Annotated in this window: 22 protein-coding genes; 9 read left to right on the top strand and 13 right to left on the bottom strand. The window is 72.3% G+C overall.

Features of this window, described 5'->3' with window-relative positions; translation table 11 throughout:
* Positions 1–198: 198 nt before the first annotated feature.
* Positions 199–1203: a CDP-alcohol phosphatidyltransferase family protein gene (locus J3486_RS30120; protein ID WP_207825955.1), complete on the top strand. Its 1005-nt coding sequence runs from the start codon at positions 199–201 to the stop codon at positions 1201–1203.
* 48 nt (positions 1204–1251) lie between these two features.
* Here J3486_RS30120 and J3486_RS30115 read toward each other — a convergent pair whose 3' ends face one another.
* On the bottom strand, positions 1252–3552 hold the full coding sequence (locus tag J3486_RS30115; protein ID WP_207825954.1) for an MMPL family transporter: 2301 nt from the start codon (positions 3550–3552) through the stop codon (positions 1252–1254).
* A gap of 323 nt (positions 3553–3875) precedes the next feature.
* On the opposite strand from J3486_RS30115, the gene J3486_RS30110 reads away from it, so the two are divergent.
* Entirely contained in the window at positions 3876–5081 is a 1206-nt protein-coding gene (locus J3486_RS30110; RefSeq protein ID WP_207825952.1) for a S8 family peptidase, read from the top strand.
* A 75-nt stretch (positions 5082–5156) separates the two neighbouring features.
* A complete protein-coding gene (locus J3486_RS30105; protein WP_207825950.1) occupies positions 5157–5723 on the top strand; it encodes a DUF1697 domain-containing protein in 567 nt (188 codons plus the stop codon).
* Here the strand turns inward: J3486_RS30105 and J3486_RS30100 are convergent.
* Positions 5704–6573 (bottom strand): aldo/keto reductase, encoded by an 870-nt coding sequence (locus J3486_RS30100; protein ID WP_207825948.1) that lies wholly within the window; start codon positions 6571–6573, stop codon positions 5704–5706. The genes J3486_RS30105 and J3486_RS30100 overlap by 20 nt on opposite strands.
* Before the next feature lie 109 nt (positions 6574–6682).
* Between J3486_RS30100 and J3486_RS30095 the strand changes: the two genes are divergently transcribed.
* From J3486_RS30095 to J3486_RS30085, 3 genes are all read left to right on the top strand, one after another.
* The gene (locus tag J3486_RS30095) at positions 6683–7696 is read left to right on the top strand and encodes a ketopantoate reductase family protein (RefSeq protein WP_207825946.1); all 1014 of its coding nucleotides are present in this window, start codon (positions 6683–6685) and stop codon (positions 7694–7696) included.
* Between the two features lie 69 nt (positions 7697–7765).
* Entirely contained in the window at positions 7766–8347 is a 582-nt protein-coding gene (locus J3486_RS30090; RefSeq protein WP_229378845.1) for a TIGR03086 family metal-binding protein, read from the top strand.
* An 88-nt stretch (positions 8348–8435) separates the two neighbouring features.
* Positions 8436–9041 (top strand): DsbA family protein, encoded by a 606-nt coding sequence (locus tag J3486_RS30085; RefSeq protein WP_207825944.1) that lies wholly within the window; start codon positions 8436–8438, stop codon positions 9039–9041.
* 9 nt (positions 9042–9050) lie between these two features.
* Here J3486_RS30085 and J3486_RS30080 read toward each other — a convergent pair whose 3' ends face one another.
* Positions 9051–10322, bottom strand: a complete 1272-nt coding sequence (locus J3486_RS30080; RefSeq protein WP_207825935.1) for an MFS transporter — start codon at positions 10320–10322, stop codon at positions 9051–9053.
* A 98-nt stretch (positions 10323–10420) separates the two neighbouring features.
* Between J3486_RS30080 and J3486_RS30075 the strand changes: the two genes are divergently transcribed.
* On the top strand, positions 10421–11407 hold the full coding sequence (locus J3486_RS30075) for a DUF5937 family protein (RefSeq protein ID WP_207825932.1): 987 nt from the start codon (positions 10421–10423) through the stop codon (positions 11405–11407).
* A 69-nt stretch (positions 11408–11476) separates the two neighbouring features.
* Complete coding sequence (locus J3486_RS30070) at positions 11477–13708, top strand: DUF4132 domain-containing protein (RefSeq protein WP_207825931.1); 2232 nt, start codon at positions 11477–11479, stop codon at positions 13706–13708.
* Positions 13709–13753: 45 nt separating this feature from the next.
* Here J3486_RS30070 and J3486_RS30065 read toward each other — a convergent pair whose 3' ends face one another.
* The 10 genes from J3486_RS30065 to J3486_RS30020 form a co-directional block, all read right to left on the bottom strand.
* Positions 13754–16111 (bottom strand): GTPase-associated protein 1-related protein, encoded by a 2358-nt coding sequence (locus tag J3486_RS30065; protein ID WP_207825928.1) that lies wholly within the window; start codon positions 16109–16111, stop codon positions 13754–13756.
* Between the two features lie 122 nt (positions 16112–16233).
* A complete protein-coding gene (locus J3486_RS30060) occupies positions 16234–17004 on the bottom strand; it encodes a sirohydrochlorin chelatase (RefSeq protein ID WP_207825924.1) in 771 nt (256 codons plus the stop codon).
* Positions 17005–17047: 43 nt separating this feature from the next.
* Positions 17048–18409 carry a sulfate adenylyltransferase subunit 1 gene (locus tag J3486_RS30055; RefSeq protein WP_207825922.1) on the bottom strand — a complete coding sequence of 454 codons (1362 nt, stop codon included), beginning with the start codon at positions 18407–18409 and terminating at the stop codon, positions 17048–17050.
* A gap of 2 nt (positions 18410–18411) precedes the next feature.
* Positions 18412–19347 carry a sulfate adenylyltransferase subunit CysD gene (gene cysD, locus J3486_RS30050; protein WP_207825912.1) on the bottom strand — a complete coding sequence of 312 codons (936 nt, stop codon included), beginning with the start codon at positions 19345–19347 and terminating at the stop codon, positions 18412–18414.
* A complete protein-coding gene (cysC, locus tag J3486_RS30045) occupies positions 19344–19910 on the bottom strand; it encodes an adenylyl-sulfate kinase (RefSeq protein WP_207825910.1) in 567 nt (188 codons plus the stop codon). Before cysC ends, cysD begins: the two co-directional genes overlap by 4 nt.
* Positions 19911–19914: 4 nt before the next feature.
* Entirely contained in the window at positions 19915–20625 is a 711-nt protein-coding gene (locus J3486_RS30040) for a phosphoadenylyl-sulfate reductase (RefSeq protein ID WP_207825908.1), read from the bottom strand.
* The gene (locus tag J3486_RS30035; RefSeq protein ID WP_207825906.1) at positions 20622–20801 is read right to left on the bottom strand and encodes a hypothetical protein; all 180 of its coding nucleotides are present in this window, start codon (positions 20799–20801) and stop codon (positions 20622–20624) included. The genes J3486_RS30040 and J3486_RS30035 overlap by 4 nt, the downstream gene beginning before the upstream one ends.
* Positions 20798–22495, bottom strand: a complete 1698-nt coding sequence (locus tag J3486_RS30030; protein WP_207825904.1) for a nitrite/sulfite reductase — start codon at positions 22493–22495, stop codon at positions 20798–20800. Before J3486_RS30030 ends, J3486_RS30035 begins: the two co-directional genes overlap by 4 nt.
* Before the next feature lie 391 nt (positions 22496–22886).
* On the bottom strand, positions 22887–23312 hold the full coding sequence (locus J3486_RS30025; RefSeq protein WP_207825901.1) for a hypothetical protein: 426 nt from the start codon (positions 23310–23312) through the stop codon (positions 22887–22889).
* Positions 23297–23863 (bottom strand): GNAT family N-acetyltransferase, encoded by a 567-nt coding sequence (locus tag J3486_RS30020; RefSeq protein WP_207825899.1) that lies wholly within the window; start codon positions 23861–23863, stop codon positions 23297–23299. Before J3486_RS30020 ends, J3486_RS30025 begins: the two co-directional genes overlap by 16 nt.
* Before the next feature lie 200 nt (positions 23864–24063).
* Here J3486_RS30020 and J3486_RS30015 point away from each other — a divergent pair, with 200 nt between their 5' ends.
* A complete protein-coding gene (locus tag J3486_RS30015; RefSeq protein ID WP_207825898.1) occupies positions 24064–25116 on the top strand; it encodes a M4 family metallopeptidase in 1053 nt (350 codons plus the stop codon).
* Positions 25117–25133: the final 17 nt, after the last annotated feature.

The following is a 25133-nucleotide window of genomic DNA, read 5'->3' as shown; positions in this document are numbered from 1 at the left end:
GTGCGCATGAGATAACGAGCGGGGAATTGAATAACGCTCGGGTAACGCCGGGTTGTCGGGAAATACCCGTTGACCCGGCTACCTCGTACGACCGTTACCCCTGGACAAAGGTTGCGCCGGCCTCTTCTTGAACTTGGTGAGAACACTTTCTTAGCGTGAGGTGAACATGCTCTGCCCCACGGAAAGTTGGCGCGCCCGATGCCCAGAGACATACCGCCGTTGTCCGACGTACGCCGGATCACGCAGAAGAAACGCGATGCGTGGTGGACCGTGCTGCTCGTCGACCCGGTCGCCACGCCCCTCGTGCGGCTGACGGCCCGGTGGACGCGTATCACGCCGAACCAGATCACCTGGGGCGCCCTCGTGCTGGGCCTGGGCGCGGCCGGCTGCTTCGCCATGGGGGACTGGCGCTGGCTGATCGCCGGAGCCGTCGTCTACCACCTGAGCTTCATCCTCGACTGCATGGACGGCAAGGTCGCCCGGCTCACCGGCCAGGGGTCCGTGTTCGGCGCCTGGCTCGACTACATCTTCGACCGCGTCCGCGTCATGGCGTGCGCCGTGGCCCTGATGGGCGGGCAGTACCACCGCACCGGCGACGAGCGCTACATCTGGCTCGCGGTGGTCGTCGTCTTCCTCGACGGGCTGCGCTACATCAACTCGCTGGAGATCTTCAAGACCCGGCACACCATGCGCAAGCAGATCAAGGCCAGGGTGCGGGCGGCCCGGCGCGCGCAGGACGCCGAGAGCATCGCGTTCATGGAGGACCTGCTGCGGGCCAACCCGTCCGCCGACATCGAGCAGGATTTGGGCGGAGCGGCGGCAGCCGCGACGGCGGAGGAGGACGTCACCGCCGAGGAGGGTCCCGAGACGGCCTCCGAGACGGAGAAGCGCCCCCAGGTCGTCGACCTGCACCAGGAGTTCCGCAGCCGCTTCCCGGTCTATCTGCGGCTGCGCTCCTTCCTGCTGCGCCACCGGATCCGTACCCACCTGGTGAGCGGCATCGAGTTCCAGATGGCCGTCTTCATCGTCGGGCCCCTGCTCGACCAGGTGATCGGCGCCACCGTCGTGGCGGGCGCGCTGCTGCTCGTCTTCGAGCTCGCCATCGTCTACAAGCTGCTGCTGTCCACGCGTGACTTCGGCCGCACGCTCGACGCCTTCGAGGCGGACGAGCAGCAGAGGGAAGGCCTGTCCACCGCCGCGTGACGCGACCGGCGGACAGGCCGACCCGGGCCTGCCAGGGGTGAGGAGCCGTCAGACGCGCAGCTCCTCGCCCCCCTTGGGTTCCTGCGACGGGGCGGGCTCCGGCAGCACCGCCTCGTCGTGCGTGAGGTCCGGCATCCGGCGCAGCCACGTCGGCAGGTACCAGTTGCGCTCGCCGAGCAGCGCCATCACGGCCGGGAGCAGCACGCCCCGGATGACGGTGGCGTCGATCAGGACGGCGGCGGCCAGACCCACGCCCATCTGCTTCATCGACTGCATGGACAGCGTCCCGAAGATCGAGAAGACGGCGACCATGATCACGGCGGCGCTGGTGACCACGCCCGCGGTCGTGACGACACCGTGCCGGATCGCGTCCGTGTTCGTACGTCCCTGAAGCCGCGCCTCCTTGATCCGCGACACCACGAACACGTGGTAGTCCATCGAGAGCCCGAACAGGATCACGAAGAGGAACAGCGGCAGCCAGGAGATGATCGCGCCGACCCCCTCAGCGCCGACCAGCGACGCGCCCCAGCCGTGCTGGAAGACGGCGACGAGAATCCCGTAGGCGGCGCCCACCGAGAGCAGGTTGAGGACGATCGAGGTGATCGCCACGGTCAGCGAGCGGAACGAGAGCAGCATCAGCAGGAACGCGAAGACGACGACGAAGGCGAAGACCGGGACGACGGAGCCGACGATCTGGTCGTTGAAGTCCTTCGACCCCGCGACCTGACCGGTGACCGGCGCCTCGACCCCGTCGACCTTGCCGAGCGTGTCCGGCCGCACGTGGTCGCGCAGCAGTGCGAGGCTCTTCTCCGCCTTGCCCTGGTCGGAGCCGCCGACGAGCGGTACGTCGATGAACGCGACGTTCTGCTGCGCGTGCACCGTCACCTCGACCGGGCCGCGCGAGGCACCCGAACGCACCGCCTGCGCACGGAAGTCGGCGATCGCGGAGCGCACGTCGGCCGCGTTGATGTCGTGGGCCTTGACGACGACCTCGGCCGGCTCGGAACCGCCCGGGAACGCCTCGTTGACCCGGTCGTACGTCGCCACGATCGGCAGCGAGTTCCCGAACTCCTGGTCCAGGGTGAGGTTCTGGGTCTTCATGCCGAGCGCGGGCGAGGCGACCGCGAGCAGCGCGACGACCGCGACGGCCACCGAGACGCCGGGCCGCTTCAGCACGACGGACAGCACCCGGCTCCAGAACCGGCTGCCCCGATCCACGTCACCGTTCGCCCGGCCGCCGTTCTTGGCGCCGCGCCGCTTGTCCGGGTGCAGGAACGGGATGCGGCCCTTCTCCACCCGCTCGCCGAGCAGCGAGAGCAGAGCGGGCAGCACGGTCACCGAGCCGACCATCGCGACCGCCACCACCATCAGGGAGGCGAGCCCCATCGCCTGGAACTCGGCGAGCCCGGTGAAGAGCATGCCCGCCATCGCCACGCACACCGTGACACCGGAGACGATGATCGCCCGGCCGCTGGTGGCCGCCGCGATCTGCAGCGCGGAGCGCGCGTCACGGCCCTTCATCCGCTCCTCGCGCTCACGGCGCAGATAGAAGAGGCAGTAGTCGACGCCGACCGCCAACCCCACCAGCAGCATCACCGAGTTGGCGGTGTCGCTCATCGGCTGGAGGTGGCTGACGATGCCCATCAGGCCCATCGTCGCCATGATCGCGGTGACGGCCAGGGCCACCGGGAGCAGCGCCGCGACGAGCGCGCCGAACGCGATCAGCAGGATGCCGAGCGCCACCGGGACGGCCGAGTACTCGGCGCGCTGGAAGTCGTCGCCGAACGCGTCGTCGAACGTCTTGTTCATGCTCGCCGCGCCGATCTCCTCGATCCGCAGCGAGCCGTGGTCACGGGCGACACCCTCGACGGCCTTCTGGACCGGTGCGACCCGGTCGGCCGCCGTTTCGGGGTCGCCGCGCATGTCGAACTGGACGAGCGCGGTGCGGCCGTCCTTCGAGACCGTCTGGGCCTGCGCGGCGTACGGCGAGCGCACGTTCGTCACCGCGCCGGTGCCCTCGACGGCCTGGATGACGTCCGCGACCGCCTTCTTGAACTCCGGTGCAGTGGCGGGGAGTTCACCGTTCCTGGCCTGGACGAGAACGGTCTCGCCCGCGGGTTCGTCGATGCCCGCGTCGTCGATGATCCGTGCGGCCTGGCTGGTCTCGCCGCTGAGCTGGTCGCTGTCCTTGACGTCGACGCGTCCCGCCGCGTTCCCGATGCCCATCGCCAGCACGACGAACAGCACCCAGATTCCCACCGCCGCCCATCGGTGCCGGGCGCTCCATCCGCCGGCCCGCGCCGCGAAGCCGCGTACCCGGGCCCCCTGCCGTTCCCCGTTCCTCGCCATGAGGTCACCTCCGGATTCGAAGGTAGGGGCGGGATAAGGACGGGTCGTCGTGCTGCCCGGTGAAGTGGGCGGGCGCGAGGTCGGCATCGAGGATGACCGAAGCCCCTTACATCTATGAGGGGTTGAGCCGTGCGGGGGCGAGTGTGGTGTTCTGCCGGATTTGTTATTACGAAACCTTGTTGAACAAGTCACAGCTGTATGTAGACCTTGATCTGGTCGCGTCAATCGGTCAGGGTTTCGTCTCAACCCCCGGACATCTTCCGGAGATCGACGGGGGGCGCAGTAAATCCCCCCACACATGAACCACGAGGAGTTCACTCTTCATGGCACTCCACAAGCGTGCGCGCTCGATGAAACTGACCGCCGCGACAGCCACGGCGGTGACCGCCGTCGGCGTCACCGTTCTCACCGGCGGCTTCGCCGACGCCGCCCCCACCGAAGGCACGGTCTACGGACTCGACGCCAAGGGCGCCGTCTCCGGCAGCTACATCGTGCTGCTCGACCAGAAGGCGAACACCACCGCCAAGAAGGACCTGGCCAAGGAGTACGGCGGCACCCTCAGGCGGAACTACACCTCGGCCGTCAACGGCTTCTCGGTGAACGGCCTTTCGGAGACCGAGGCCAAGCGGCTCGCCGCCGACACCTCCGTCGCGAAGGTCGTCCAGAACAAGAAGTTCCACATCGACGCCACCCAGGCCGACCCGCCGTCATGGGGCCTGGACCGCATCGACCAGACCGAGACCGCCGGCGACGGCACGTACACCTACCCCGACAGCGCGGGCGAGGGCGTGACCGCGTACGTCATCGACACCGGCGTCCGCATCAGCCACAGCGACTTCGGCGGCCGTGCCTCCTACGGCTTCGACGCCGTCGACAACGACGACAGCGCCGACGACGGCAACGGGCACGGCACACACGTCGCCGGCACCATCGCCGGTACGGCGCACGGCGTCGCCAAGAAGGCGAAGATCGTCGCCGTCCGCGTCCTCGACGACCAGGGCTCCGGCACCACCGAGCAGGTCGTCGCGGGCATCGACTGGGTCACCGAGCACCACTCGGGCCCCTCCGTCGCCAACATGTCGCTCGGCGGCGGCGTGGACGAGGCGCTGGATGCGGCGGTCAAGAAGTCCATAGCCTCCGGCGTCACCTACGCGGTCGCGGCGGGCAACGAGTCGGCGGACGCCTCCCAGTCCAGCCCCGCCCGCGTCCCCGAGGCCATCACCGTCGCCTCCTCCACCAAGGACGACGAGCAGTCCGACTTCTCCAACTACGGCTCACTGGTGGACCTCTACGCCCCCGGCTCGGACATCACGTCCGACTGGAACACCGGCGACGACGCCACCAACACCATCTCCGGTACGTCGATGGCGACCCCGCACGTCGTCGGCGCCGCCGCCGTCTACCTGGGCGGGCACCCGGACGCGGCCCCGGCCGACGTCGCCAAGGCGCTCACCGACGGGGCCACCGCCGACGCCATCAAGAACGCGTCCGACGGCACCCCGAACAAGCTCCTCAAGATCGTCGAATAGACCCCCGGGGTCGCCTCGACCGGCGGCCGTCGTGCCCACCCCCACGGGGCACGACGGCCGCCTTATCGTGTCCGCATGACGATCACCCGATACGTGAGGTTCGCAGCCTTGCTGCGCGGCATCAACGTGGGCGGCAACAAGAAGGTCCCCATGGCGCAACTGCGTTCTCTCGTCGAGGACTTGGGGTACGCCGACGTGACGACGTACCTGCAGAGCGGCAACGTCACCTTCGCCGCCGACGGAGGCGACGAGGCCGGGCACGCCGCCGCCGTCGAGCGGGCCATCGCCGACACCTTCGGCTTCGCCGTCGACGTCCTCGTGCGCGACCACGCCTACCTGAAGGCGGTCATGGACGCCTGCCCGTTCCCCGCCGCCGAGCTGGAGGGCAAGCAGCTGCACGTCACGTACCTGTCGCGGCAGGTCGACGCGGAGCGGTACGCGCACATCGACCTGCCCGCGTACGCCCCCGAGGACTTCCGCATCGGCGACCGCGCCCTCTACCTCTACGTCCCCGACGGACTCGGCCGCTCCAAGCTCGCCGAGCAGCTGTCCCGCTCCGGCGTCAACAAGGGGCTGATCGCGACGAGCCGCAACTGGAACACCGTCGTCAAACTGGTGGAGCTCACACGTCCGCGGCCGTGAGCGCGTCGAGCCGGACCAAGTCCTCGTCCGTCAGCCGGAGTCGCGCCGCCGCCACGTTCTCCTCCAGATGCGCCACCGACCCCGTGCCCGGCGTCGGGCACAGCACGGGGGAGTGGTGCAGCAGCCAGGCGAGCGCGACCTGCGACGGGGTCGCCCCGTGCGCCGCCGCGATCTCCGTGAGCGCCGGATGGCCGGTCAGCGTGCCGTTGCCCAGCGGGAACCAGGGCAGGAACGCGATCCCGTGCGCCTCGCACAGCTTCAACAGCGGCTCCGAGACCCGGTCCAGGACGTTGTAGCGGTTCTGGACCGAGACGATCGGCACGATGCCGAGATCCAGGGCCTCCTGGAGCTGCTCGGCCCGCACCGAGTCGAGCCCCACGTGCCGGATCTTCCCCTCGTCCCGCAACTCCCGCAGCGCCCCCAGCTGTTCGGCCGCCGGCACGTCCGGATCGAAGCGGTGCAGCTGGTACAGGTCGATCCGGTCGACCCGCAGCCGGCGCAGGCTCGCCTCGCACATCGCCCGCAGCCGGTCGGGCCGCCCCTCGATGTGCCAGGCGTCGGCCGACGTGCGTACGACACCGCCCTTGGTGGCGATCACCAGACCCTCGGCGTACGGGTGCAGGGCCGCGGCGACCCGCTCCTCCGCGATCCCCGGACCGTAGTTGTCGGCCGTGTCGATCAGTGTCACCCCGAGCTCGACGGCCCGGCGCAGCACGCTGCTCGCGTCCGCGTCGGTGCCGCGCGGGCCCCAGGCGCCGTGCCCCGTCAGATGCACGGTGCCGTACCCGAGACGGCGCACGGGCAGGTCGGATCCGATGGCGAAGGCCGGCTGCGGCGCGGGGTGGCTCATGGGGTGACCGTAACCGATGGCACCGACACCGCCGCGTGAGGGGAGAGTTTGCAGGATCGCAACGGGACGGTCGATGGCCACTGCACGCTTTCGTGAAAGGCTCGACGGCATGCGCTATCTCATCATCGGAGCAGGAGCGGTCGGGGGCGCCATCGGGGCCCGGCTCGCGCAGTCCGGACAGGACGTCGTCCTCGTGGCGCGGGGCAAGCAGTACGCGGCGCTGCGCGACAACGGGCTCAGGTTCGAGGCGCCGGACGGCACGTACGTGCACCGGCTGCCCGTGGCCGACGGGCCCGGCGCGCTCGGCACCCTGCGCGCCGACGACGTCCTCGTGCTCTGCGTGAAGACCCAGGACAGCGCTGCGGCCCTGGCCGCCTGGGGCGCCGCCGCCGTCGAGGGCGGCGGCACCGCGGCGCGGCGGCTGCCGCTGGTGTGCGCGCAGAACGGCGTCGAGAGCGAGCGGATCGCGCTGCGCACCTTCCAGCGTGTGTACGCGATGTGTGTCTGGCTGCCCGCCACCTTCGTCGAACCCGGCGTCGTGCGCGCCGCCGGCACCCCGCTCACCGGCATCCTGCACCTCGGCCGCTACCCGGCCGGAAGCGACGACACGGCCCGCGCGATCGGCGCCGACCTGGAGCGCGGGCCGCTCGCCGCGCCCGTCGTCGACGACGTGCTGCGCTGGAAGTACGCCAAACTCCTCGCGAACCTCGCCAACGCCGTCGAGGCGATCTCCGGCGTGCTCACCGACGAGCAGGGCATCGCCCTGTTCCGCCGGGCCCGCGCCGAGGGCGAGGCCGTGCTCGCCGCCGCCGGGATCGCGTACACCGGCCAGGAGGAGGAGAAGAAGGAGCGCGCCGACCGCATCCGCTTCGAGCCCTTCGACGGCTCACCGCGCGGCGGCGGCTCCACCTGGCAGTCCCTCGACCGGGGCGCGGGCAGCGTCGAGGTCGACTACCTCAACGGTGAGATCGGCCTGCTCGGGCGGCTCCACGGAGTGCCGACCCCGGTCAACGACGTCCTCCAGGAACGGGCCAACGCGGCGGCCGCGCAGGGCCGTCCGGCGGGCGCGACCCCGATCGCGGACCTGGTGGCGGCCGTCGACGCGCGTGTGGCGGGGCGGTAGCCGGGCGAAGCGCCGGCCTGTCGCGTTTCTTCAAGAAGGACGGGTGCGCCGGCTCGTACCGTCGTGGCCATGGAAGAACGCATGGACACCGTGTATCCGTACCTGACCGAATGCGCCGGCGAGGCGGCCCGTGTCGCGGCGGCCGTCAAGCCCGACCGGCTCGACGCGGCGTCCGGCTGCGGCGACTGGGACGTGCGCACCCTCGTCAACCACTGGGTCGCCTACACCGCGCACGGCATGGTCCACCGGGCCCGCCGCGAGGCGTACCCGGACGACCTCGCCACCCGCGACTTCACCGCCGAGGCCGACTGGGCCGACCGGTACGCCGCCCAGCTGGAGCAGGGCGTCGCCGCCTGGTCCCGGCCGGCCGTCTGGGACGGCGAGATCGACCTCGGGTTCGCCCGGCAGCCCGCACCCGAGGTCGCCACGCTGCTGTGGGCCGAACTCGTCCTGCACGGCTGGGACGTGGCCCACGCCGTCGGCGAGGAGTTCCGCGTCTCGGACGGCGCCGCCGCACTGCTCCTGCACGTCGTCGGGAAGAACGCCGAGCTGTACCGGCAGTACGAGGGCTTCGCCGACCCCGTCGCGCTCGACGACGGCGCTTCGGTGTACGAGCGGGCGCTGGCGCTCAGCGGACGGGACCCCCGGTGAGGGCCGAGGCCGACCCGCTGATTGGCCCAGGGGAACCGCCCGGAAATGGACCAGGACCCAGGGCCACCTGGCGGCTACCTTCTCAGGCATGACACCTCGCGTCGACTTCTACTTCGACCCCGCCTGTCCCTTCGCCTGGATCACCTCCCGCTGGATCCTGGAGGTCGAGCGCGAACGCCCGCTCGACCTCCGCTTCCGGCCCATGAGCCTGTACCTGCACAACATCGGCAACGAACTCCCGGACTGGTACCGGGAACTCGTCGACAAGTCGATCGGCCCGGTGCGGGTCGCCGTGGCCGCCGCCGAGCAGCACGGCGACGGGGTGCTGCGCGACCTCTACACCGCGTTCGGCACCCGCATCCACGAGAAGAAGACGGAGGACTTCGACGCCGTGATCGCCGAAGCCCTCGCCGAACTCAAACTGCCCGCCGAACTCGCCGCCGCCGCGCACGACGCCTCGTACGACGACGCGGTGCGCCGCAGCCACGACGCCGGCAAGGAGCCCGACTCGGACGGCTACGTCGGCACGCCCACCCTCCACGTCGACGGGACGGTGTGGTTCGGGCCCGTGCTGCGGGCCGTCCCGCGCGGTGAGCGGGCCGTCCGGCTCTTCGACAGTTTCCGGGTGCTCGCCGCAGAGCCCGACTTCTTCGAACTGAAGCGGACCCGCACCGGGGGCCTCGACTTCAGCTGACCCGGGCGGTCACTCGCCGCGCCACTCGCCGTCCCGCCGCGCCCAGCGCACGGCGGGGCCGACGCCCAGACCGGCCACCACGAACAGGGCGGCGAGGATCACCCAGCCGGTGGCGCCGTGCCGGATGGCGGTGGCGGTGACCAGCGCCGGGGCGGCCATGGTGGCCGCGGCCTGGCCGGAGTTGAACACGCCCTGGTACACGCCCTGCGCACGGGAGTCGGCGAGCCCGTACCCGACGGTCCAGCCGCCCGCGGCCGACAGCACCTCGGCGAGCACCTGCACCACGGCACCGACCACCAGGACACCCAGTGCCCACCAGGGCGAGAGCCCCGCGGTCGCCGCGAACACCGCGCACGACAGCGCGAGCAGCAGACCCGCCCGGCGCATCGCCCGCACCGCACCCGGCAGATCCTCCACCCCCCGGGTCGCCCGCACCTGGAACAGCGCCACGAGCACACAGTTGAGGACCATGATCAGGGCCGCCGACCAGCGGGGCGCCTCGGTGTGCTGGGCGATCCACAGCGGCAGACCCACCTCCAACAGGCTGTACTGCAGGGCGAGTACGGCGTTGAGGAAGGTCACGGCGAGGAACGGCAGATCCCGCACCGCACGCCAGCGACTGCCCGCCGGGGCGGCGACGGTGCTGCTGCGCCCGGTGCTTTCGGGCAGCCGCAGCACCAGCGCGGCGGAGGCCATGAACATCACGGCGTCCACCAGGATCAGCACCGTGTACCCGGCCCTGCTGTCCACCTGCAGGGCCAGCGCGCCGAAGACACCGCCGACGCCCATGCCCACGTTCGTCACCATGCGCAGATGCGCGCGGCCCTCGACGCGGGCCCCGGCGGGAAGCACATCGGCGTACAAGGCGTTGCGCACCCCCATGCTGCCCTGGCACAGCGCCGCGTAGGCGATCGCCGTGACGAGGAACGCGGCGTACGAACCGATCACCGTGTACGCCGCCAGAGCCGCGCCGCACCCGACCCACAGCACGCCGAGGACCGGCCGTCGCCCCCACAGGTCCGAGGCACGTCCGGCAGGGACGCCCGCCGCGATGCCGAAGAGCCCGGCCACGGTGAGCCCGAGCCCCACCGACGTGGCGCTGAGGCCGATGACCCGAGTGAAGTACAGCACGCTGACAGGGAAGAAGAGACCGCGCCCGAAGGCGTTGAGCAGCGTGAACAGGGACAGCCTGCGCAGCAGGTCGTCCGTCGGGAGCAGACCCGCGAACCGGGTGGTGGCGGGCGCGGGCGCCGCCGGGGTGACGGCGGGTGATGTGGTCATGGCCATAGCGAAACGCGGTTCCGGTCGTCGCGGCATTCCTTTAGCGTGCGGCTAAAGGGAGACCAGTATGTGAGCCGGGTGGAGGCGGAGGGGGCGCCGTGATCGAGTTCCGCTTCGTCATGGGGGACCTGGCCCGTACGTCGTTCGCGTACTCGCCGCTCCAGGAGGCCGTGTACTCGCTGCGCGCCTGGCGCGAACCCGCGCGCTACCCGCACCAGCGGCCCTGGCTGCGCCGCCTCGGCCCGGCCTTCCGTCGTCAGGACACCGAACTCCTCCGCGCGCTGATCAGCCCGCACCTGTGGATCCCCGACTACCTCACCCCGCGCCCCGACCGCCCGCGCCCCACCTTCGCGCAGCAGCTGGACCGGATCCGCGACGTCCCGCCGCACCTCCTGGAAGCCGACTTCACGGCCGCCTACGACACGACACCGGACCGGCTGCCGCCGGTGGTGCGCGCGGGGCTCGCCCACCCGGCGGCGTTCCGGCACCGCATCGCCGAGGCCCTCGACGCGTACTGGCACGAGTGCCTGGCCGACGACTGGTGGCCGCGCGTCCAGTCGGTCCTCGAAGCGGACCTCACCCACCGCGGCAAGGTGCTCGCCGAGCACGGCGTGGGCGGCCTGTTCACCAGCCTCGACGGACGTCTGAGCTGGGACGGCGAGGTGCTCACCCTCGTCGCGTCGGACAACTGCCACCCGTGGCCCGCGGCCGACATCCGCATCGGCGGCCGGGGCCTGGTCCTCGTGCCGACGGTGTTCTGCCACGGCGCCCACACCATGATCGACCCCGGACTGCCGCCGCTGCTCAGCTATCCGGCCCGCGGTCGCGCCACGATCTCCGAGACCCCGCCCCCGGCCTCCGACGCCTCCCTCACCCGCCTCCTCGGCGCCGCCCGCGCCCGGCTGCTGAGGCTGCTCGCCGAGCCCGCCTCCACGACGGAGCTCGCGCACCGCCTCGACGTCACGCCGGGCGCCGTCAGCCAGCACCTGTCGATCCTCTACGACGCCGGACTGCTGACCCGCACCCGCAGCGGGCGCAGCGTCCGGTACGCCCGCAGTGCACTGGGGGAGCGGCTGTGCGGCTGAGACGGGCGCGCGGGGAGACGTGATCGCGGGTCAGGCGCGTTGTCAGACCCTCCCGTTACCTTCGGGACCATGACCGAACCGACGCCCCACGTCCGCAGGCTGCGGGCCGCGCTGACCGGACCGCCGCCGTCCGACCGGCGGTTCCTGCCCGGACTCGACGAGATCCGCCGGCTCACCCCGGCGGAGCTCGGGGCGCTGCTGCCGCTGGTGCACCGGGTGATCGCGGACGAGGAGAGCCCGGACCCGCTGCACTGGCTCGCGCGCGCCGTGCAACAGGAGGGCGGCGCACCCGAGTTCACGGCCGCGACCTGCGCCGAGCTGTTCGCCGTCCTCGCCGAGCGGCCCAAGCGGACCGATGTGACCCTCGCCGCCGCCGCGCTGCTGCGCTGCGCCGAGCCGTGGGACGTCTCCGCGCTCGCCGGGCCCGCCACCGTGCTCGTGCGCGCCGCGCTCGACGGCGGTGCGGCGCTCGGGCGCGAGGCGGAGCTGCTCGCCGTCGCCGGTCTCGCGGGACCGGCGAGCGAGGCGGAGGCGGCGGCGACCCTGCGCGCGGCCCTCGCCGACCGGCCGCTCACCCGAATCGCCTGCGAAGCGCTCATCGCCACGGGGGTGCGGGAGCGGGCCCTGCTCGCCGAGGACCTGCGCTGGACGCATCTGTCGGCCTGGCCCCGGCTGCCGGACAGCGCGCAGGCCGCGGACGACCAGGCGTGGTACGTGGAGGGCGCCCGCCGCGTCATGACCGAGGCGGCGGCGCACCTCGCCGCGCTGCACCGCGGGGAGGTGGAGTACGCGGCGGACACGACGTTCGCGGGCCCGGACGCCGAGACCCTGCGCCGCGCGACCTGCCTCGCCCTGCGCCGCGACGAACCCTGGGCGGGCGGCCTCCTCGCCGAGATCCTCCCCAAGGTGACCGTCGCTCCCACACCCGCCAAAACCCTCCCCTCGCAGAGCGTCTGCATCGCGCTCGCCCAGACCGTGGAGGAACTGCCCACCCCGGAGGCGGTGGACGCCCTGCGCGAGGCCCGCCGCCTCGTCCGGCACGCCGGCGTCACCAAGAAGCTGGACCGCATCCTGCGCCGCGCCGAGAAGAACCTCGGCAAGCGCCCCGAGGTGGCGCTGCGCCTCCCGGACCTGGGCATCGACGTTTCGACGGGCCGCAGGCGCCTGCCCGTCGGACCGTACGTGGCCGTGGTCGACGTCACCGCCGACGAGGGCCCCGTCCTCACCTGGGAGCGCGCCGACGACGGCACCGCCCTGCGCGGCACCCCGGCCGTGGCCCGCCGCGACCACCCCGACGAGCTGGCGGCGGCCCGCGCCCTCGTCGGACAGCTCCGCACCCAGCGGCGCACGCTGACCCTCGCCCTGGAGTCCGGCTTCGTCCTCGACACCACGTACCGGTACGGGCGTTGGCGCGCCGAGCTGGCCGAGCACCCGGTGGCCCGCGCCGTGACCCGGCGCCTCGTCTGGGAGATCGAGCGGACCCCGGGCGTCTGGCACGCCTTCCTGCCCGCCGACGGGGACGGGCTGCCCGACGCCGACCCCTCCGCCGCGGTCCGGCTCTGGCACCCCGCCCGCACCACCGACCCCGCCGAGCGCTCCGCCTGGCGCGACCGCATCATGACCCTCGCCCTGCGCCAGCCCCTGCGCCAGGTCTTCCGGGAGCAGTACGCGCCCCGGGAGACCGGCGCCGAGACGGCGCTCTTCGAAGGCCCGCTGCTCGACGCGGGCACCGTCCTCGGCCTCGCGGCGCGCGAGGGCTGGTCCATCGAATACGACCAGCTGGTAAGGGAGTTCGGCCCGGCCCGGGTCTCCGTCCACCTCGGCGCGAAGGTCTACCCCGGGATGACGGGCTGGCTCGGCGTGTGCGGCGTCCGCCTCGACCCGCCCCTCGGCGCGCTCGACCCGGTGGTCCGCTCCGAGGCGCTGCGCGCGGTCGATCTGCTGGTCGCCGTCGGCACGTTCGCCTGGTGGGACGCCGACGACGTCGGCCAGGACCGGTGGCAGCGGCTGCGCCAGGTGCACGCCCAACCCCTGGGCGCCCAGGCCCGGATGCGCCGCGACGCCCTGCGCCGCATCCTCGCCGGCACCGAGGGCGTGCACGTCGCCGACCGCCACCTGACCGTGGGCGACCACACCGTCCACCTGGCCACGGGCCGCGTCAGCCGCGACGGCGAACCGGTCGAGATCGCCCTGCCGGACGGCGGACCGAAGGCGCGGGCCCTGCCGTTCCTGCCCTATGACGAGCAGTTGCTGGAGCGGATCGTGCGGACGGTGGAGGTGGTCAGGGCCGCCTCGGCCTGAGCCGCGCACCCCGGCGCCGGTGACATCGGCGCGGGTCGCACCGGCTCAGCGCCGCCCCCGTCCGGTCAGCCGGCCCGCGAAGCGGCCCAGCTTTCCCGGGCGCTGCCACTCGTCGAAGGCGTCGAGCTTGCCGCGCCCCGCCGCGTCGAGGGAGGTGCGCACCTGGGCCAGGTCCGCTGCGGGCAGTCCCTTCACGACCGGGCGCAGCACCTTGCCGAGGAGGGCGGTGCGGGTGTCGTCCCAGGACGGGTCGGTGCCGCTGTGCGAGCTCCACTCGCTGAAGCAGTACGCGATGTACGGGGGCGAGGCCCGCAGCCGGTCGGCCACGGTCCGGTCGCCGGCCGCGCGCCGGTACGCCTCCAGGAGCTCCGGTTCGCCGGAGCGGATCAGGTCGTACAGCTCGCCGGGCGGCGCGGGCCCGTCGAGGAGGCGGCGGGCGACGGCCCGGAAGGCGCGGTCCACGACGGCGGGCGGCGCCGGGTCGGCGTCGGCGCGCAGCGCCAGGATCCGCCCGACCCAGTCGCCACCCTCGCCGTCCGTGCCGAGCAGCCCCGTGAACTGGAGGAGCAGCAGCCCGGCGCGCCGCCGCGGTGACAGTTCTCCGGCGAACGAGCGCAGCAGGTGTTCCGCGAGAGCCGGTGCGTGCGGGTCGTCGGCCGGGGCCGCGAGTGCCGCGTCGACGAGCAGATCGCGGGTGCCGGCCGCGCGGTGCGTGTCGGAGCCGAACTCGCTCAGCAGCAGCCCGGCGTCCCGGCCGTCGGGCAACTGCGCCGGCCACACCAGGGCGCAGGCGGTGCGCAGCACCGGGGGCTCGGCGTGCGGCGAGACACCCGCGCCCCGGATCAGTGCGTGGAAGACGTCGAGCCGATCGGTGCCGGGCGGCAGCGGGGCCGCGCACATCCGCAGATGCGGGAACCCGCGCTCGTCGTCGACGGGCAGACCGCGCCCGATGAGCGCCCCGGCCACGGCGGCCGGCTGGGCGGCGGCCTGTGCGTCGAGGGCGCCGAACAGGGCGGTCCGCAGCGTCGGGTGCCCGGCGACGGCGTCCCGCACGTCGAGCGCGGCGCCCGCGGCCCCGCCCGTCAGCTCGACGGCGAGCCGCCCGGCCAGCTCGGGCAGCAGATGGGCACAGTCGACGTCCAGCTGGTCGGCGATGCGCAGCAGCGTCAACGCCCGCTCGGGCGAGGCGAGTTCGGGGTCGCCGATGCCCTCCCGCAGCGGACGGGCCAGCTCGTACCGGAGCCGCTGCCGCTCCTCGCCGGGCAGCCCGGCCGCCGCCACCCGCGGCACCGGAAGCGCGCCGTCGCGCAGGGCGGCACGCAGCACACGCGCGGCCAGCGGCCCGGAGGTGCGCGCGGGGACCCGGCCGTCCAGCGCGGTGAACAGCGCGGCGAGAGCGGCGGCGTGCGCGTGCTCGGCCGACGGCTCGGCGGCCGGAGGAGCCGCGCACAGCGCCGTCACCATGGTGTGCAGCGCGTCGGCGGAGAGCGAACCGGCCTCCTCGCACAGCCAGTCGGCCGCCGCTACCCGGGCATCCGTGCGCAGACCGATCCCGGCGGCGAGGGCCCGCGCCGCGAGCGTGCCCAGGTCGTGTGCGGCGTCCACGAACAGCCGGGGAGCCCCCGCGATCCAGATCCGGGCGCACAGATCCGCCCAGGTGTCGGCGGTCGCCCCGGGCGCCGTGGCGGCGGTCCGGTCGTGCACCCGGTAGCGCGGGTCGTCGACGGGCAGTTCGGTCCCGGGAAGCGCCCCGACGATCTGCTGCCCGGCCCGGTGCGGACTGCGCGCGTACGTGGTGAACGTCAGCCGGTGCGCCTGCTCGCGCGGCAGCACCGCGCAGGCCAGCGCGATCCAGCGGGCGACGTCGGCGCTGTCCCGCTCCACGACGACCAGCCGGGCCGCGTCCGGGTCGGCGACGGCGGCTCGTACGTCCGCGAAGAACGGGCCGAGGTGCGCGGCGCGCTCCGCGGCGAAGGCCACCAGCCCGTCCGGCTGCAGCAGTCGCGACGGCTGGAGCCGCTCCAGCGGCGCGGGCCGGCCGTCGTCCGGCGGGACCACGGCCCAACTGGGCGACTCCCACACGGTGATGGGCAGCGCCCCGTCCGGAAGGCGCGTGCCGGCGGGCAGATGCACGGCGTGGGTGCGGCTGTGCGTGGGGGTGTGGACGGTGCGGCCGACGAGACGACCGCCGTCGAAGAGCGCGGAACAGCTGAACGACCCCGACGGTGCGGCCGGCTGGGCGGCGCGCGGGGAGGAGCCGGATGGTGGCGCCGTGTCGCCGAAGAGCCGCTCGGCCTCCTTGCGCACCTCGTCGGGCAGCTCCTCGCTGACCGCGGCGAACCGGAACGCAGGACCGTCGGACCCCGGCGGCACGGCGGTGCAGTGCAGTTGGGCCAACGTCACTTCGGCTCTCCCCTCCACCGGTCGCGCGCCATCCCAGCAGACAATCACAGGAGGGGCGTCGCCTTTGGCGGAATCCAACCAGGTCGGCGACGGCCCGGGGGAGGCGGGTGGCAGGGTGCCGGTCAGGCCCCGACCGCCACCAACTCCCGTACGGCCACTGCCTCGTAGCGCCGCACGAGCACCCGGGCCACCTCGGGAGCCGCGCCGAGCACCTCGCCGAGGACGTCGGCGTCCGCCGCGCCCCGCGCGATCCGGTCCGGGAGACGGCCGGGAGCCAGGACGTAGGGGGCGACGGCCACCCGGGCGCAGCCCAGGGCGCGCAGTTCCCGTACGGCGTCCTCGGTACGGGGGAACCCCGCGGGAGAAGTGGCGGAGGCGAACGCAGGCCGCACGGCGCACCAACCGGTGTGCCGCCACTCCCGCGCGATTTCAGCGATCACTGCGCCCGCCTCCGGGTCGGTGGAGCCCGCCGCGGCCAGCACGACCCCGGTCGTGGGCTTGTCGGCGGGCGTCAGGCCCGCCTCGTACAGGCGGCGTTCGAGCGCCGACACCAGGAGCGGGTCGGGCCCGAGGACGTCCGCCTGCCGTACCCGCATCCCGCGCGGCGCCTCGCGCAGCACCGCCGGGATGTCCGCCTTCGCGTGGAAGGCGCGGGTGAGCAGCAGCGGGAGCGCCACGACATCGCGCACGCCCTCCGCCGCCAGGGACTCCAACACCCCGTGCACCGCAGGGATGTTGAAGTCGAGGAACGCCGTCTCCACCCGGACGTCGGGCCGCTGCGCCCGGACCTCGCGCACCAGGGCGTGCACCGTCGCGGCGTGCCGCGGGTCGCGGCTGCCGTGGGCGACGACCACAAGGACCGGGTGGGCGGGGCCGGGGGAGCAGGGATACATGGTGGTGGCTCGGTTCCTGGTGGGAGTCAGATCCTGGCGGGGGTCAGAAGTCCCAGCCGTCCTCGTCGGCGGCGGCGTCGGGCTGCGCCTCGGCGGTGGCGGAGGTCTCCGCGAACGCCTCGCCCGCCATGCCGGCCGCGAGCGTCGTGCCGTCCGCCGGGTCGATCAGCAGGAACGAGCCGGTGCGCCGCGAGTCCGCGTACGTGTCGATGGCGAGCGCCTCGGCGAGGCGGACCTTCACCCGGCCGATGTCGTTGGCGACGAGCTGCCCGGGGGCCGGGTGCTGGGAGAGGTCGTCGAGCGTGAGCCGCGACGGGATCTCCTTGACGATCGCCTTCACCGTGCGGGTCGTGTGCTTGAGCAGCACCCGCTGGCCCACGGTGAGCGGCGTGTCGGCGACGTGGCACACCGTGGCCTCGACGTCCTGCGAGGTGGCGGGCGCGTCGTGGCTCGGCACGATCAGGTCGCCGCGCGAGATGTCGATGTCGTCCTCCAGCAGGAGGGTGATCGACTGCGGCGTCCAGGCGATGTCGACCGACGTGCCCAGCAGGTCGATCCCGGCCACCTTCGACGTGCGGCCCGACGGCAGCACGGTCACGGACTCGCCGACGCGGAAGGTGCCCGCGGCGATCTGTCCCGCGTAACCGCGGTAGTCGGGGTGGTCGGCGGTCTGCGGCCGGATCACGTACTGCACGGGAAGGCGCGCGTGGCAGCCGGTGAGGTCGTGGCTGACCGGCACCGTCTCCAGGTGTTCGAGGACCGTCGGGCCGCCGTACCAGTCCATGTTCGCGGACGGCTCCACGACGTTGTCGCCGGCGAGCGCCGAGATCGGAATCGCGGTGATCTCCGGGACACCCAACTCGCTGGCGTACGCGGTGAACTCCTCGGCGATCCGCGCGAAGACCCGCTCCTCGTAGCCGACGAGGTCCATCTTGTTGACGGCGAGCACGACGTGCGGGACGCGCAGCAGCGCGGCGATGGCGGCGTGCCGGCGGGTCTGTTCGACGACACCGTTGCGGGCGTCGACGAGGATCACCGTCAGCTCGGCGGTCGACGCGCCCGTCACCATGTTCCGCGTGTACTGCACGTGCCCCGGGGTGTCCGCGAGGATGAAACGGCGGCGCGGCGTCGCGAAGTAGCGGTACGCGACGTCGATGGTGATGCCCTGCTCGCGCTCGGCCCGCAGACCGTCGGTGAGCAGCGCCAGGTCGGGGGCCTCCTGGCCGCGGTTGCGGGAGGCGTGCTCGACGGCCTCCAGCTGGTCGGCGAGGACCGACTTCGAGTCGTGAAGGAGGCGGCCCACGAGCGTGGACTTGCCGTCGTCGACGGAACCGGCCGTGGCGAACCGCAGCAGGGTGGTGGCCGAGAGCCCGGCCAGCTCTTCAACAGCGGGGGTGGTGCTCATGTCTAGAAGTACCCTTCGCGCTTGCGGTCTTCCATCGCGGCCTCGGACAGCTTGTCGTCGGCGCGGGTGGCGCCCCGCTCGGTGAGCCGGGACGCGGCGATCTCCGCGATGACCTTCTCGATGGTCGTGGCGTCCGAGTCGACGGCGCCGGTGCAGGACATGTCGCCGACGGTGCGGTAGCGGATCAGCCGCGTCTCGACCGTCTCGTCGTCCTTCGGGCCGCCCCACTCGCCCGCGGTCAACCACATGCCGCTGCGCTTGAACACCGGGCGCTCGTGGGCGTAGTAGATCTCGGGGAGCTCGATGTTCTCGCGGGCGATGTACTGCCAGACGTCCAGCTCGGTCCAGTTGGACAGCGGGAAGACGCGGACGTGCTCGCCGGGGGCGTGGCGGCCGTTGTACAGCTGCCACAGCTCGGGGCGCTGACGCCGCGGGTCCCACTGGGAGAACTCGTCGCGCAGGGAGAAGACGCGCTCCTTGGCGCGTGCCTTCTCCTCGTCGCGGCGGCCACCACCGAAGACCGCGTCGAACTTCTCCGACTGGATCTTCTCCGTCAGCGGGACGGTCTGGAGCGGATTACGGGTGCCGTCCGGGCGCTCCTTGAGCTTGCCGGCGTCGATGTAGTCCTGCACGGACGCGACGTGCAGGCGCAGGCCGTGCTTCGCCACCGCGCGGTCCCGGTACTCGATGACCTCGGGGAAGTTGTGCCCCGTGTCGACGTGCAGCAGCGAGAAGGGGACCGCCGCCGGGGCGAACGCCTTCAGCGCCAGGTGCAGCATGACGATGGAGTCCTTGCCGCCGGAGAACAGGATCACCGGCTTCTCGAACTCGCCCGCCACCTCGCGGAAGATGTGCACCGCCTCGGACTCCAGAGCGTCCAGGTGGCTGAGTGCGTAAGGGCTGTCGGTCTCCTCGGAGACACTGGCTACGGTCGTCATGCGGCGAGACCCCTCTCGGTGAGCAGCGCGCGCACGGCGGCCGCGGACTCCTGCACGGTCTGGTTCTGCGACTCGATGCGCAGGTCGGGCGTTTCCGGGGCCTCGTAGGGGTCGTCCACCCCGGTGAGGCCGGTCAGTTCACCGGCGGCCTGCTTCGCGTACAGGCCCTTCACGTCGCGTACGGAGCACACGTCGACGGGCGTCGCGACGTGCACCTCCAGGTAGGCGGTGCCACCCGTCTGGTGGCGCTTGCGTACGGCCTCGCGGCTGTCCGCGTACGGGGCGATGACCGGGACGAGCGCCAACACGCCGTTGCGGGCGAGGAGTTCGGCCAGGAAGCCGATGCGCTGCACGTTCGTGTGCCGGTCCTCGCGGCTGAAGCCGAGGCCCGCCGAGAGGTACTCGCGGATCTCGTCGCCGTCCAGCACCTCGACCTGCCGGCCCTCGGCGCGCAGCGTGTCCGCCAGCTCGTACGCGATGGTGGTCTTGCCGGCGCTCGGCAGACCCGTGAGCCAGATGGTGGCTCCGGTCACTTGCTTCTCCAAAGTCTGTATGGGGCTCATGGGTTCAGCCGTGGATCCCGCACTCGGTCTTCGCCCGGCCGGCCCAGCGGCCCGCGCGTGCGTCCTCGCCCGCCAGGAGGCGGCGGGTGCACGGGGCGCAGCCGACGGACCCGTAGCCGTCCATCAGGAGCGGGTTGGTCAGCACGCCGTGCTCGGTGACATAGGCGTCGACGTCGTCCTGCGTCCAGCGGGCGATCGGCGAGATCTTGACCTTCTGCCGCTTCTCGTCCCAGCCGACGACCGGCGTGTTCGCGCGGGTCGGGGACTCGTCGCGGCGCAGCCCCGTGGCCCACGCGGCGTAGTGGGCGAGCCCCTCTTCCAGGGGCTTGACCTTCCGCATCGCGCAGCACAGGTCGGGGTTGCGGTCGTGCAGCTTCGGGCCGAACTCGGCGTCCTGCTCGGCGACCGTCTGGCGGGGCGTCAAAGTGATGACGTTGACGTCCATCACGGCCTCGACGGCGTCCCGGGTGCCGATGGTCTCCTCGAAGTGGTAGCCGGTGTCGAGGAACACGACGTCGACGCCGGGCATGGCACGGGAGGCGAGGTGGGCGACGACCGCGTCCTCCATGGACGAGGTCACGCAGAACTTCTTGCCGAAGGTCGTGACCGCCCACTGGAGGATCTCCAGGGCGGAGGCGTCCTCGAGGTCGCGCCCGGCCTGCTCGGCGAGCGCCTTCAACTTCGCTGTGTCGGACGTGGCTTGAGCGGTCGTCATATCTGTTCCCCTCCACCGTCGTGGTGCTGAAGGCCGCGGGCGAGCAGCCCGAGGAACTTCAACTGGAAGGCTCGATTGCAGGCGGCGCACTCCCAGGCGCCGTGACCCTCTTCGCTGGGCCGGAGGTCCTCGTCGCCGCAGTAAGGGCAGTAGAACGGGGCGGCACGCTCGCTCACGACAGGGCCTCCTCGGAAGCACGGGCCGCCCAGGTGGCGAACCGCTCGCCGTCCTCGCGCTGCTCCTGGAAGCGCGTGAGGACCCGCTCGACGTAGTCCGGCAGTTCGGTGGCGGTGACCTTCAGGCCGCGGACCTTGCGGCCGAACCCGGCCTCCAGACCGAGCGCGCCGCCGAGGTGCACCTGGTAGCCCTCGACCTGGTTGCCGTCCTTGTCGAGGACGAGCTGGCCCTTGAGACCGATGTCCGCGACCTGGATACGGGCGCAGGCGTTCGGGCAGCCGTTGAGGTTGATGGTGATCGGCTCGTCGAAGTCCGGGATGCGGCGCTCCAGTTCGTCGATGAGGGAGGCGCCGCGCGCCTTCGTCTCGACGATGGCGAGCTTGCAGAACTCGATGCCGGTGCAGGCCATCGTGCCGCGCCGGAACGGCGATGGGTTGACCCGCAGGTCGAGGGCCTCAAGCGCCGTGACGAGCGAGTCGACCTGCGCCTCCTCGACGTCGAGCACGATCATCTTCTGCTCGGCGGTGGTGCGCAGCCGGTCCGAGCCGTGGGCGGCGGCGACCTCGGAGATCTTGGTGAGCGTGGCGCCGTCCACGCGGCCGACGCGCGGGGCGAAGCCGACGTAGAACCTGCCGTCCTTCTGCCGGTGCACACCGACGTGGTCGCGCCACCGCTCGACGGGCTGGGCCGGCGCCGGGCCGTCGACCAGCTTGCGCTTGAGGTACTCGTCCTCCAGGACCTGGCGGAACTTCTCCGTGCCCCAGTCGGCGAGCAGGAACTTCAGGCGGGCGCGGGTGCGCAGGCGGCGGTAGCCGTAGTCACGGAAGATCGAGATGACGCCCTCGTAGACGTCCGGCACCTCGTCCAGCGGCACCCAGGCACCGAGCCGCTGCCCGATCTTCGGGTTGGTGGACAGACCGCCGCCGACCCACAGGTCGAAGCCGGGCCCGTGCTCGGGGTGCTCGACGCCGACGAACGCGATGTCGTTGATCTCGTGCACCACGTCGAGCAGCGGCGATCCGGAGATGGCCGACTTGAACTTGCGCGGCAGGTTGGAGAAGTCCGGGTTGCCGATGATCCGGCGCTGGATCTCCTCGATGGCGGGGGTGCCGTCGATGATCTCGTCCGCGGCGATACCGGCGACCGGCGAGCCGAGGATGACACGCGGGGTGTCACCGCAGGCCTCGGTGGTGGACAGCCCGACGGCCTCCAGCCGCTCCCAGATCTCGGGCACGTCCTCGATCCGGATCCAGTGGTACTGGATGTTCTGCCGGTCGGTGATGTCGGCGGTGCCGCGCGCGAACTCCTGCGAGATCTCACCGATGACGCGCAGCTGCTCGGTGGTCAGCCGGCCGCCGTCGATGCGCACGCGGAGCATGAAGTACTCGTCGTCCAGCTCCTCCGGCTCAAGCACGGCGGTCTTGCCGCCGTCGATCCCGGGCTTGCGCTGGGTGTACAGGCCCCACCAGCGCATGCGGCCGCGCAGATCGTTGGGGTCGATGGAGTCGAAGCCACGCTTGCTGTAAACCGTCTCAATGCGTGTCCGCACATTGAGACCGTCGTCGTCCTTCTTGAACTGCTCGTTGCCGTTGAGCGGAGTGAAGTGGCCCACGGCCCACTGACCCTCGCCGCGGTGACGGCTCACCTTGCGGCGGGGCGCGGCCGTGGTGGGCTTTTCAGGGGTGGCAGCCATGGATGTACGTCCTTCAAGGCAGGCTTAGGGCGGCTTGGGGCGGCTCTGACCAGCACACTTCGCGCGAGGGCGCGGCGGTGCGCAGGGAGATCAAAGGGATCCGGTGAAGCGGAGAAGTCGGCAGTGCTGGTTCGATCAGCGCGCCGGACAGATGGCGCTGGACATGCGGCCGAAGTCGACGTGCCGCCGACTCACCAAGGCGATTCCAGCTGTAGACATGACGGAAGCGTGTCATGGGACTTTGGGCCCGGTCCACCATTGTCCGCGATGTGGACGAAAGTGTCTCGAATGACGGACAAGTGTGGTCCGGGTCACTTCGGGGTGGTGAGAGGTGCCCCGGAATGCCGGGAAATGGGCGCGGGTGGAGGCGGCCGCCGACCGCCGGAATCCGCTATCCGGCGCCCGGCCCCGTCTTCCCCGTGAACGGAAACACGGGATACCCATCCGTGCACGGCACCCCCGGCGTGTGCCGCGGCCACTCCATCCCCCATCGGTACAGCAGGGTCAGCACCAGGGCGGCGGCGGCCGGGGCGAGCCATGCGACGGCGCGGCCGCCGGGCAGGGGCCATCGGCGCAGGACGAGTTGCAGCAGGAGCAGCGCCACGGTCAGGCCGCACCACATGACAAGCATCAGGAATTTCAGCCCGACGTTGCCGCCCGCGTCATTGCCCAGCGGGCAGCTCGCCCACGACCGGACGACCCACGCCGTCCCGCCGTACGCACCGACCGCGGCGAGTGCGGGCGCGAGCGCGTACCGGCCGCACCCCGGCGCCGCGGCCGGGGCGGGCGGGGGCGGCGGCGTCAGGCCCCGGGCCATGGCCCCGGAGCCGCGACGTCCGGCTCCTGCGTCGTCTCCGTCTTGAACAGCCGGAACCCGCGCCGCTGGTAGTTGGCCATCGCGTGCTCCCCGTCGAGGCTGCACGTGTGCAGCCACACCCGCTTCGTCGGGGTCCGCTCGGGCCACCGCTCGGCGAGGTCCCAGGCCCGCGCGATCCCGTACGAGAGCAGATGCCCGCCGATCCGCCGCCCGCGGAAGGCCGGGATCAGGCCGAAGTAGACGATCTCCACGGCCCCGTCGTCCTGCGCGTCCAGCTCCACGTACCCGGCCGGCGTCCCCTTCTCGTACGCGACCCAGGTCTCGGCGCCCGGCCTGCCGAGCTGCTCCTGCCACTGGGCGTACGTCCACCCGAGCCGGTCGATCCACTTGATGTCGCCGCCCACGGACGCGTACAGGAAACGGCTGAACTCGGGCGAGGGGACCTCGGCCCGCACGATCCGGACGTCGTCGCCCGGGGGCGGGGTCGCGGGGGTCAGATCGGACGGCGCGGTCTGTTCGAGGGACCAGGTGGTGACGGTGACGGTGCTCATGTGCCTCATCGGATCACGGCGCGCCGGAGCGGACCAGGGGTGTTCGGGATGGGCGAACATGACGCGCTCTGGTCAAACGGGGCAGGGGTGCGGGAAGATCGCGCAGCGCTCGGGCGACCGGGCGCGCGAGCCCCCGGCACCTCAGCACCTCAGCACCTGGCCACCCCCCACATCCCACCGCCGATCCGGAGGATGTCCCGATGTCACGCCAGTTGAACCGCTCCCGCCGCACACCCCGCGGCCTGCTGCTCGCCGCGGCCACTCTCACCGTGTCCCTGGCCACGCTCGCCTCGCCCGCCCTGGCGGCGCCGGCCGACGCGCAGGCCCGCATCTTCATGGTCAACCCGGTCCAGTCCTCGGGCGACCAGACCCTCACCGACGCCAAGGACGCGGCGTCGGCGGTCCCCGACACCGCGTACGCCCTCGCGACGCTGCGCAACCTCGACGCCGGCGGCGGTCTGTCCGGCACATGGGCCGACGTCAGATCGAACACGGGCTCCGCGGCGAAGGTCGCGGACGCCGCCTCGTACACCCGCCACGACGACCAGTTCGAGCAGGTCATGGCGTACTTCTGGGTCAACGAGGCGCAGGAGTACCTGCAGTCCCTCGGCTTCGGCACCGAACTGCCCGGCGCCAACGACCGCGCCCAGCCCGTCCGGATCGACCAGTGGGGCGCCGACAACTCCTTCTTCACCGACAAGAAGGCCGAGATCCGCTTCGGCAAGGGCGGTGTCGACGACGCCGAGGACGCCGAGGTGATCGTCCACGAGTACGGCCACGCCGTGCACAACGCCCAGGTCCCCGGCTTCGGCACGTCGGAGGAGGCCGGCTCGATCGGTGAGGCGTTCGGCGACTATCTGGCCGTCGAGGTCGGCGCGGCCGCCGACGCCAAGTACGGCTGGCCGATGAGGACGGATCTCGCGTGCGTCGCCGACTGGGACTCGGTCTCGTACACGAACACGACACCGCACTGTCTGCGCCGGCTCGACACCGACAAGACGTACGCGGACAAGGCCGGGGAGGTGCACGCGGACGGCGAGATCTGGTCGCGGGCCCTGTTCGACATCCGTACCGCCCTGGGGCCGAAGGCGGCCGACCGCATCATCGTCAACGCCCAGTTCGGCTTCGCGCCGGACACCAGCTTCTCCGCGGCCGCGACGCAGACGATCGCGACGGCCCAGGACATGTACGGGTCCGCCGCCGCGAGGACGGTGCGCAAGGCGTTCGCGGACCGGGGGATTCCCGGGGTCTGACGAGGGCGCGACGGACG

Origin of the sequence: Streptomyces sp. VRA16 Mangrove soil (assembly GCF_017377775.1) — a bacterium.
Lineage (GTDB): Bacteria > Actinomycetota > Actinomycetes > Streptomycetales > Streptomycetaceae > Streptomyces.
This window is presented reverse-complemented; position numbering and strand designations above follow the sequence as displayed.

Coding starts and splice junctions, on each gene's coding strand:
- J3486_RS30120 (WP_207825955.1), top strand. CDS start 199: ATGCCCAGAGACATACCGCCGTTGTCCGACGTACGCCGGATCACGCAG.
- J3486_RS30115 (WP_207825954.1), bottom strand. CDS start 3,552: ATGGCGAGGAACGGGGAACGGCAGGGGGCCCGGGTACGCGGCTTCGCG.
- J3486_RS30110 (WP_207825952.1), top strand. CDS start 3,876: ATGGCACTCCACAAGCGTGCGCGCTCGATGAAACTGACCGCCGCGACA.
- J3486_RS30105 (WP_207825950.1), top strand. CDS start 5,157: ATGACGATCACCCGATACGTGAGGTTCGCAGCCTTGCTGCGCGGCATC.
- J3486_RS30100 (WP_207825948.1), bottom strand. CDS start 6,573: ATGAGCCACCCCGCGCCGCAGCCGGCCTTCGCCATCGGATCCGACCTG.
- J3486_RS30095 (WP_207825946.1), top strand. CDS start 6,683: ATGCGCTATCTCATCATCGGAGCAGGAGCGGTCGGGGGCGCCATCGGG.
- J3486_RS30090 (WP_229378845.1), top strand. CDS start 7,766: ATGGAAGAACGCATGGACACCGTGTATCCGTACCTGACCGAATGCGCC.
- J3486_RS30085 (WP_207825944.1), top strand. CDS start 8,436: ATGACACCTCGCGTCGACTTCTACTTCGACCCCGCCTGTCCCTTCGCC.
- J3486_RS30080 (WP_207825935.1), bottom strand. CDS start 10,322: ATGACCACATCACCCGCCGTCACCCCGGCGGCGCCCGCGCCCGCCACC.
- J3486_RS30070 (WP_207825931.1), top strand. CDS start 11,477: ATGACCGAACCGACGCCCCACGTCCGCAGGCTGCGGGCCGCGCTGACC.
- J3486_RS30060 (WP_207825924.1), bottom strand. CDS start 17,004: ATGTATCCCTGCTCCCCCGGCCCCGCCCACCCGGTCCTTGTGGTCGTC.
- J3486_RS30055 (WP_207825922.1), bottom strand. CDS start 18,409: ATGAGCACCACCCCCGCTGTTGAAGAGCTGGCCGGGCTCTCGGCCACC.
- cysD (WP_207825912.1), bottom strand. CDS start 19,347: ATGACGACCGTAGCCAGTGTCTCCGAGGAGACCGACAGCCCTTACGCA.
- cysC (WP_207825910.1), bottom strand. CDS start 19,910: ATGAGCCCCATACAGACTTTGGAGAAGCAAGTGACCGGAGCCACCATC.
- J3486_RS30040 (WP_207825908.1), bottom strand. CDS start 20,625: ATGACGACCGCTCAAGCCACGTCCGACACAGCGAAGTTGAAGGCGCTC.
- J3486_RS30030 (WP_207825904.1), bottom strand. CDS start 22,495: ATGGCTGCCACCCCTGAAAAGCCCACCACGGCCGCGCCCCGCCGCAAG.
- J3486_RS30025 (WP_207825901.1), bottom strand. CDS start 23,312: ATGGCCCGGGGCCTGACGCCGCCGCCCCCGCCCGCCCCGGCCGCGGCG.
- J3486_RS30020 (WP_207825899.1), bottom strand. CDS start 23,863: ATGAGCACCGTCACCGTCACCACCTGGTCCCTCGAACAGACCGCGCCG.
- J3486_RS30015 (WP_207825898.1), top strand. CDS start 24,064: ATGTCACGCCAGTTGAACCGCTCCCGCCGCACACCCCGCGGCCTGCTG.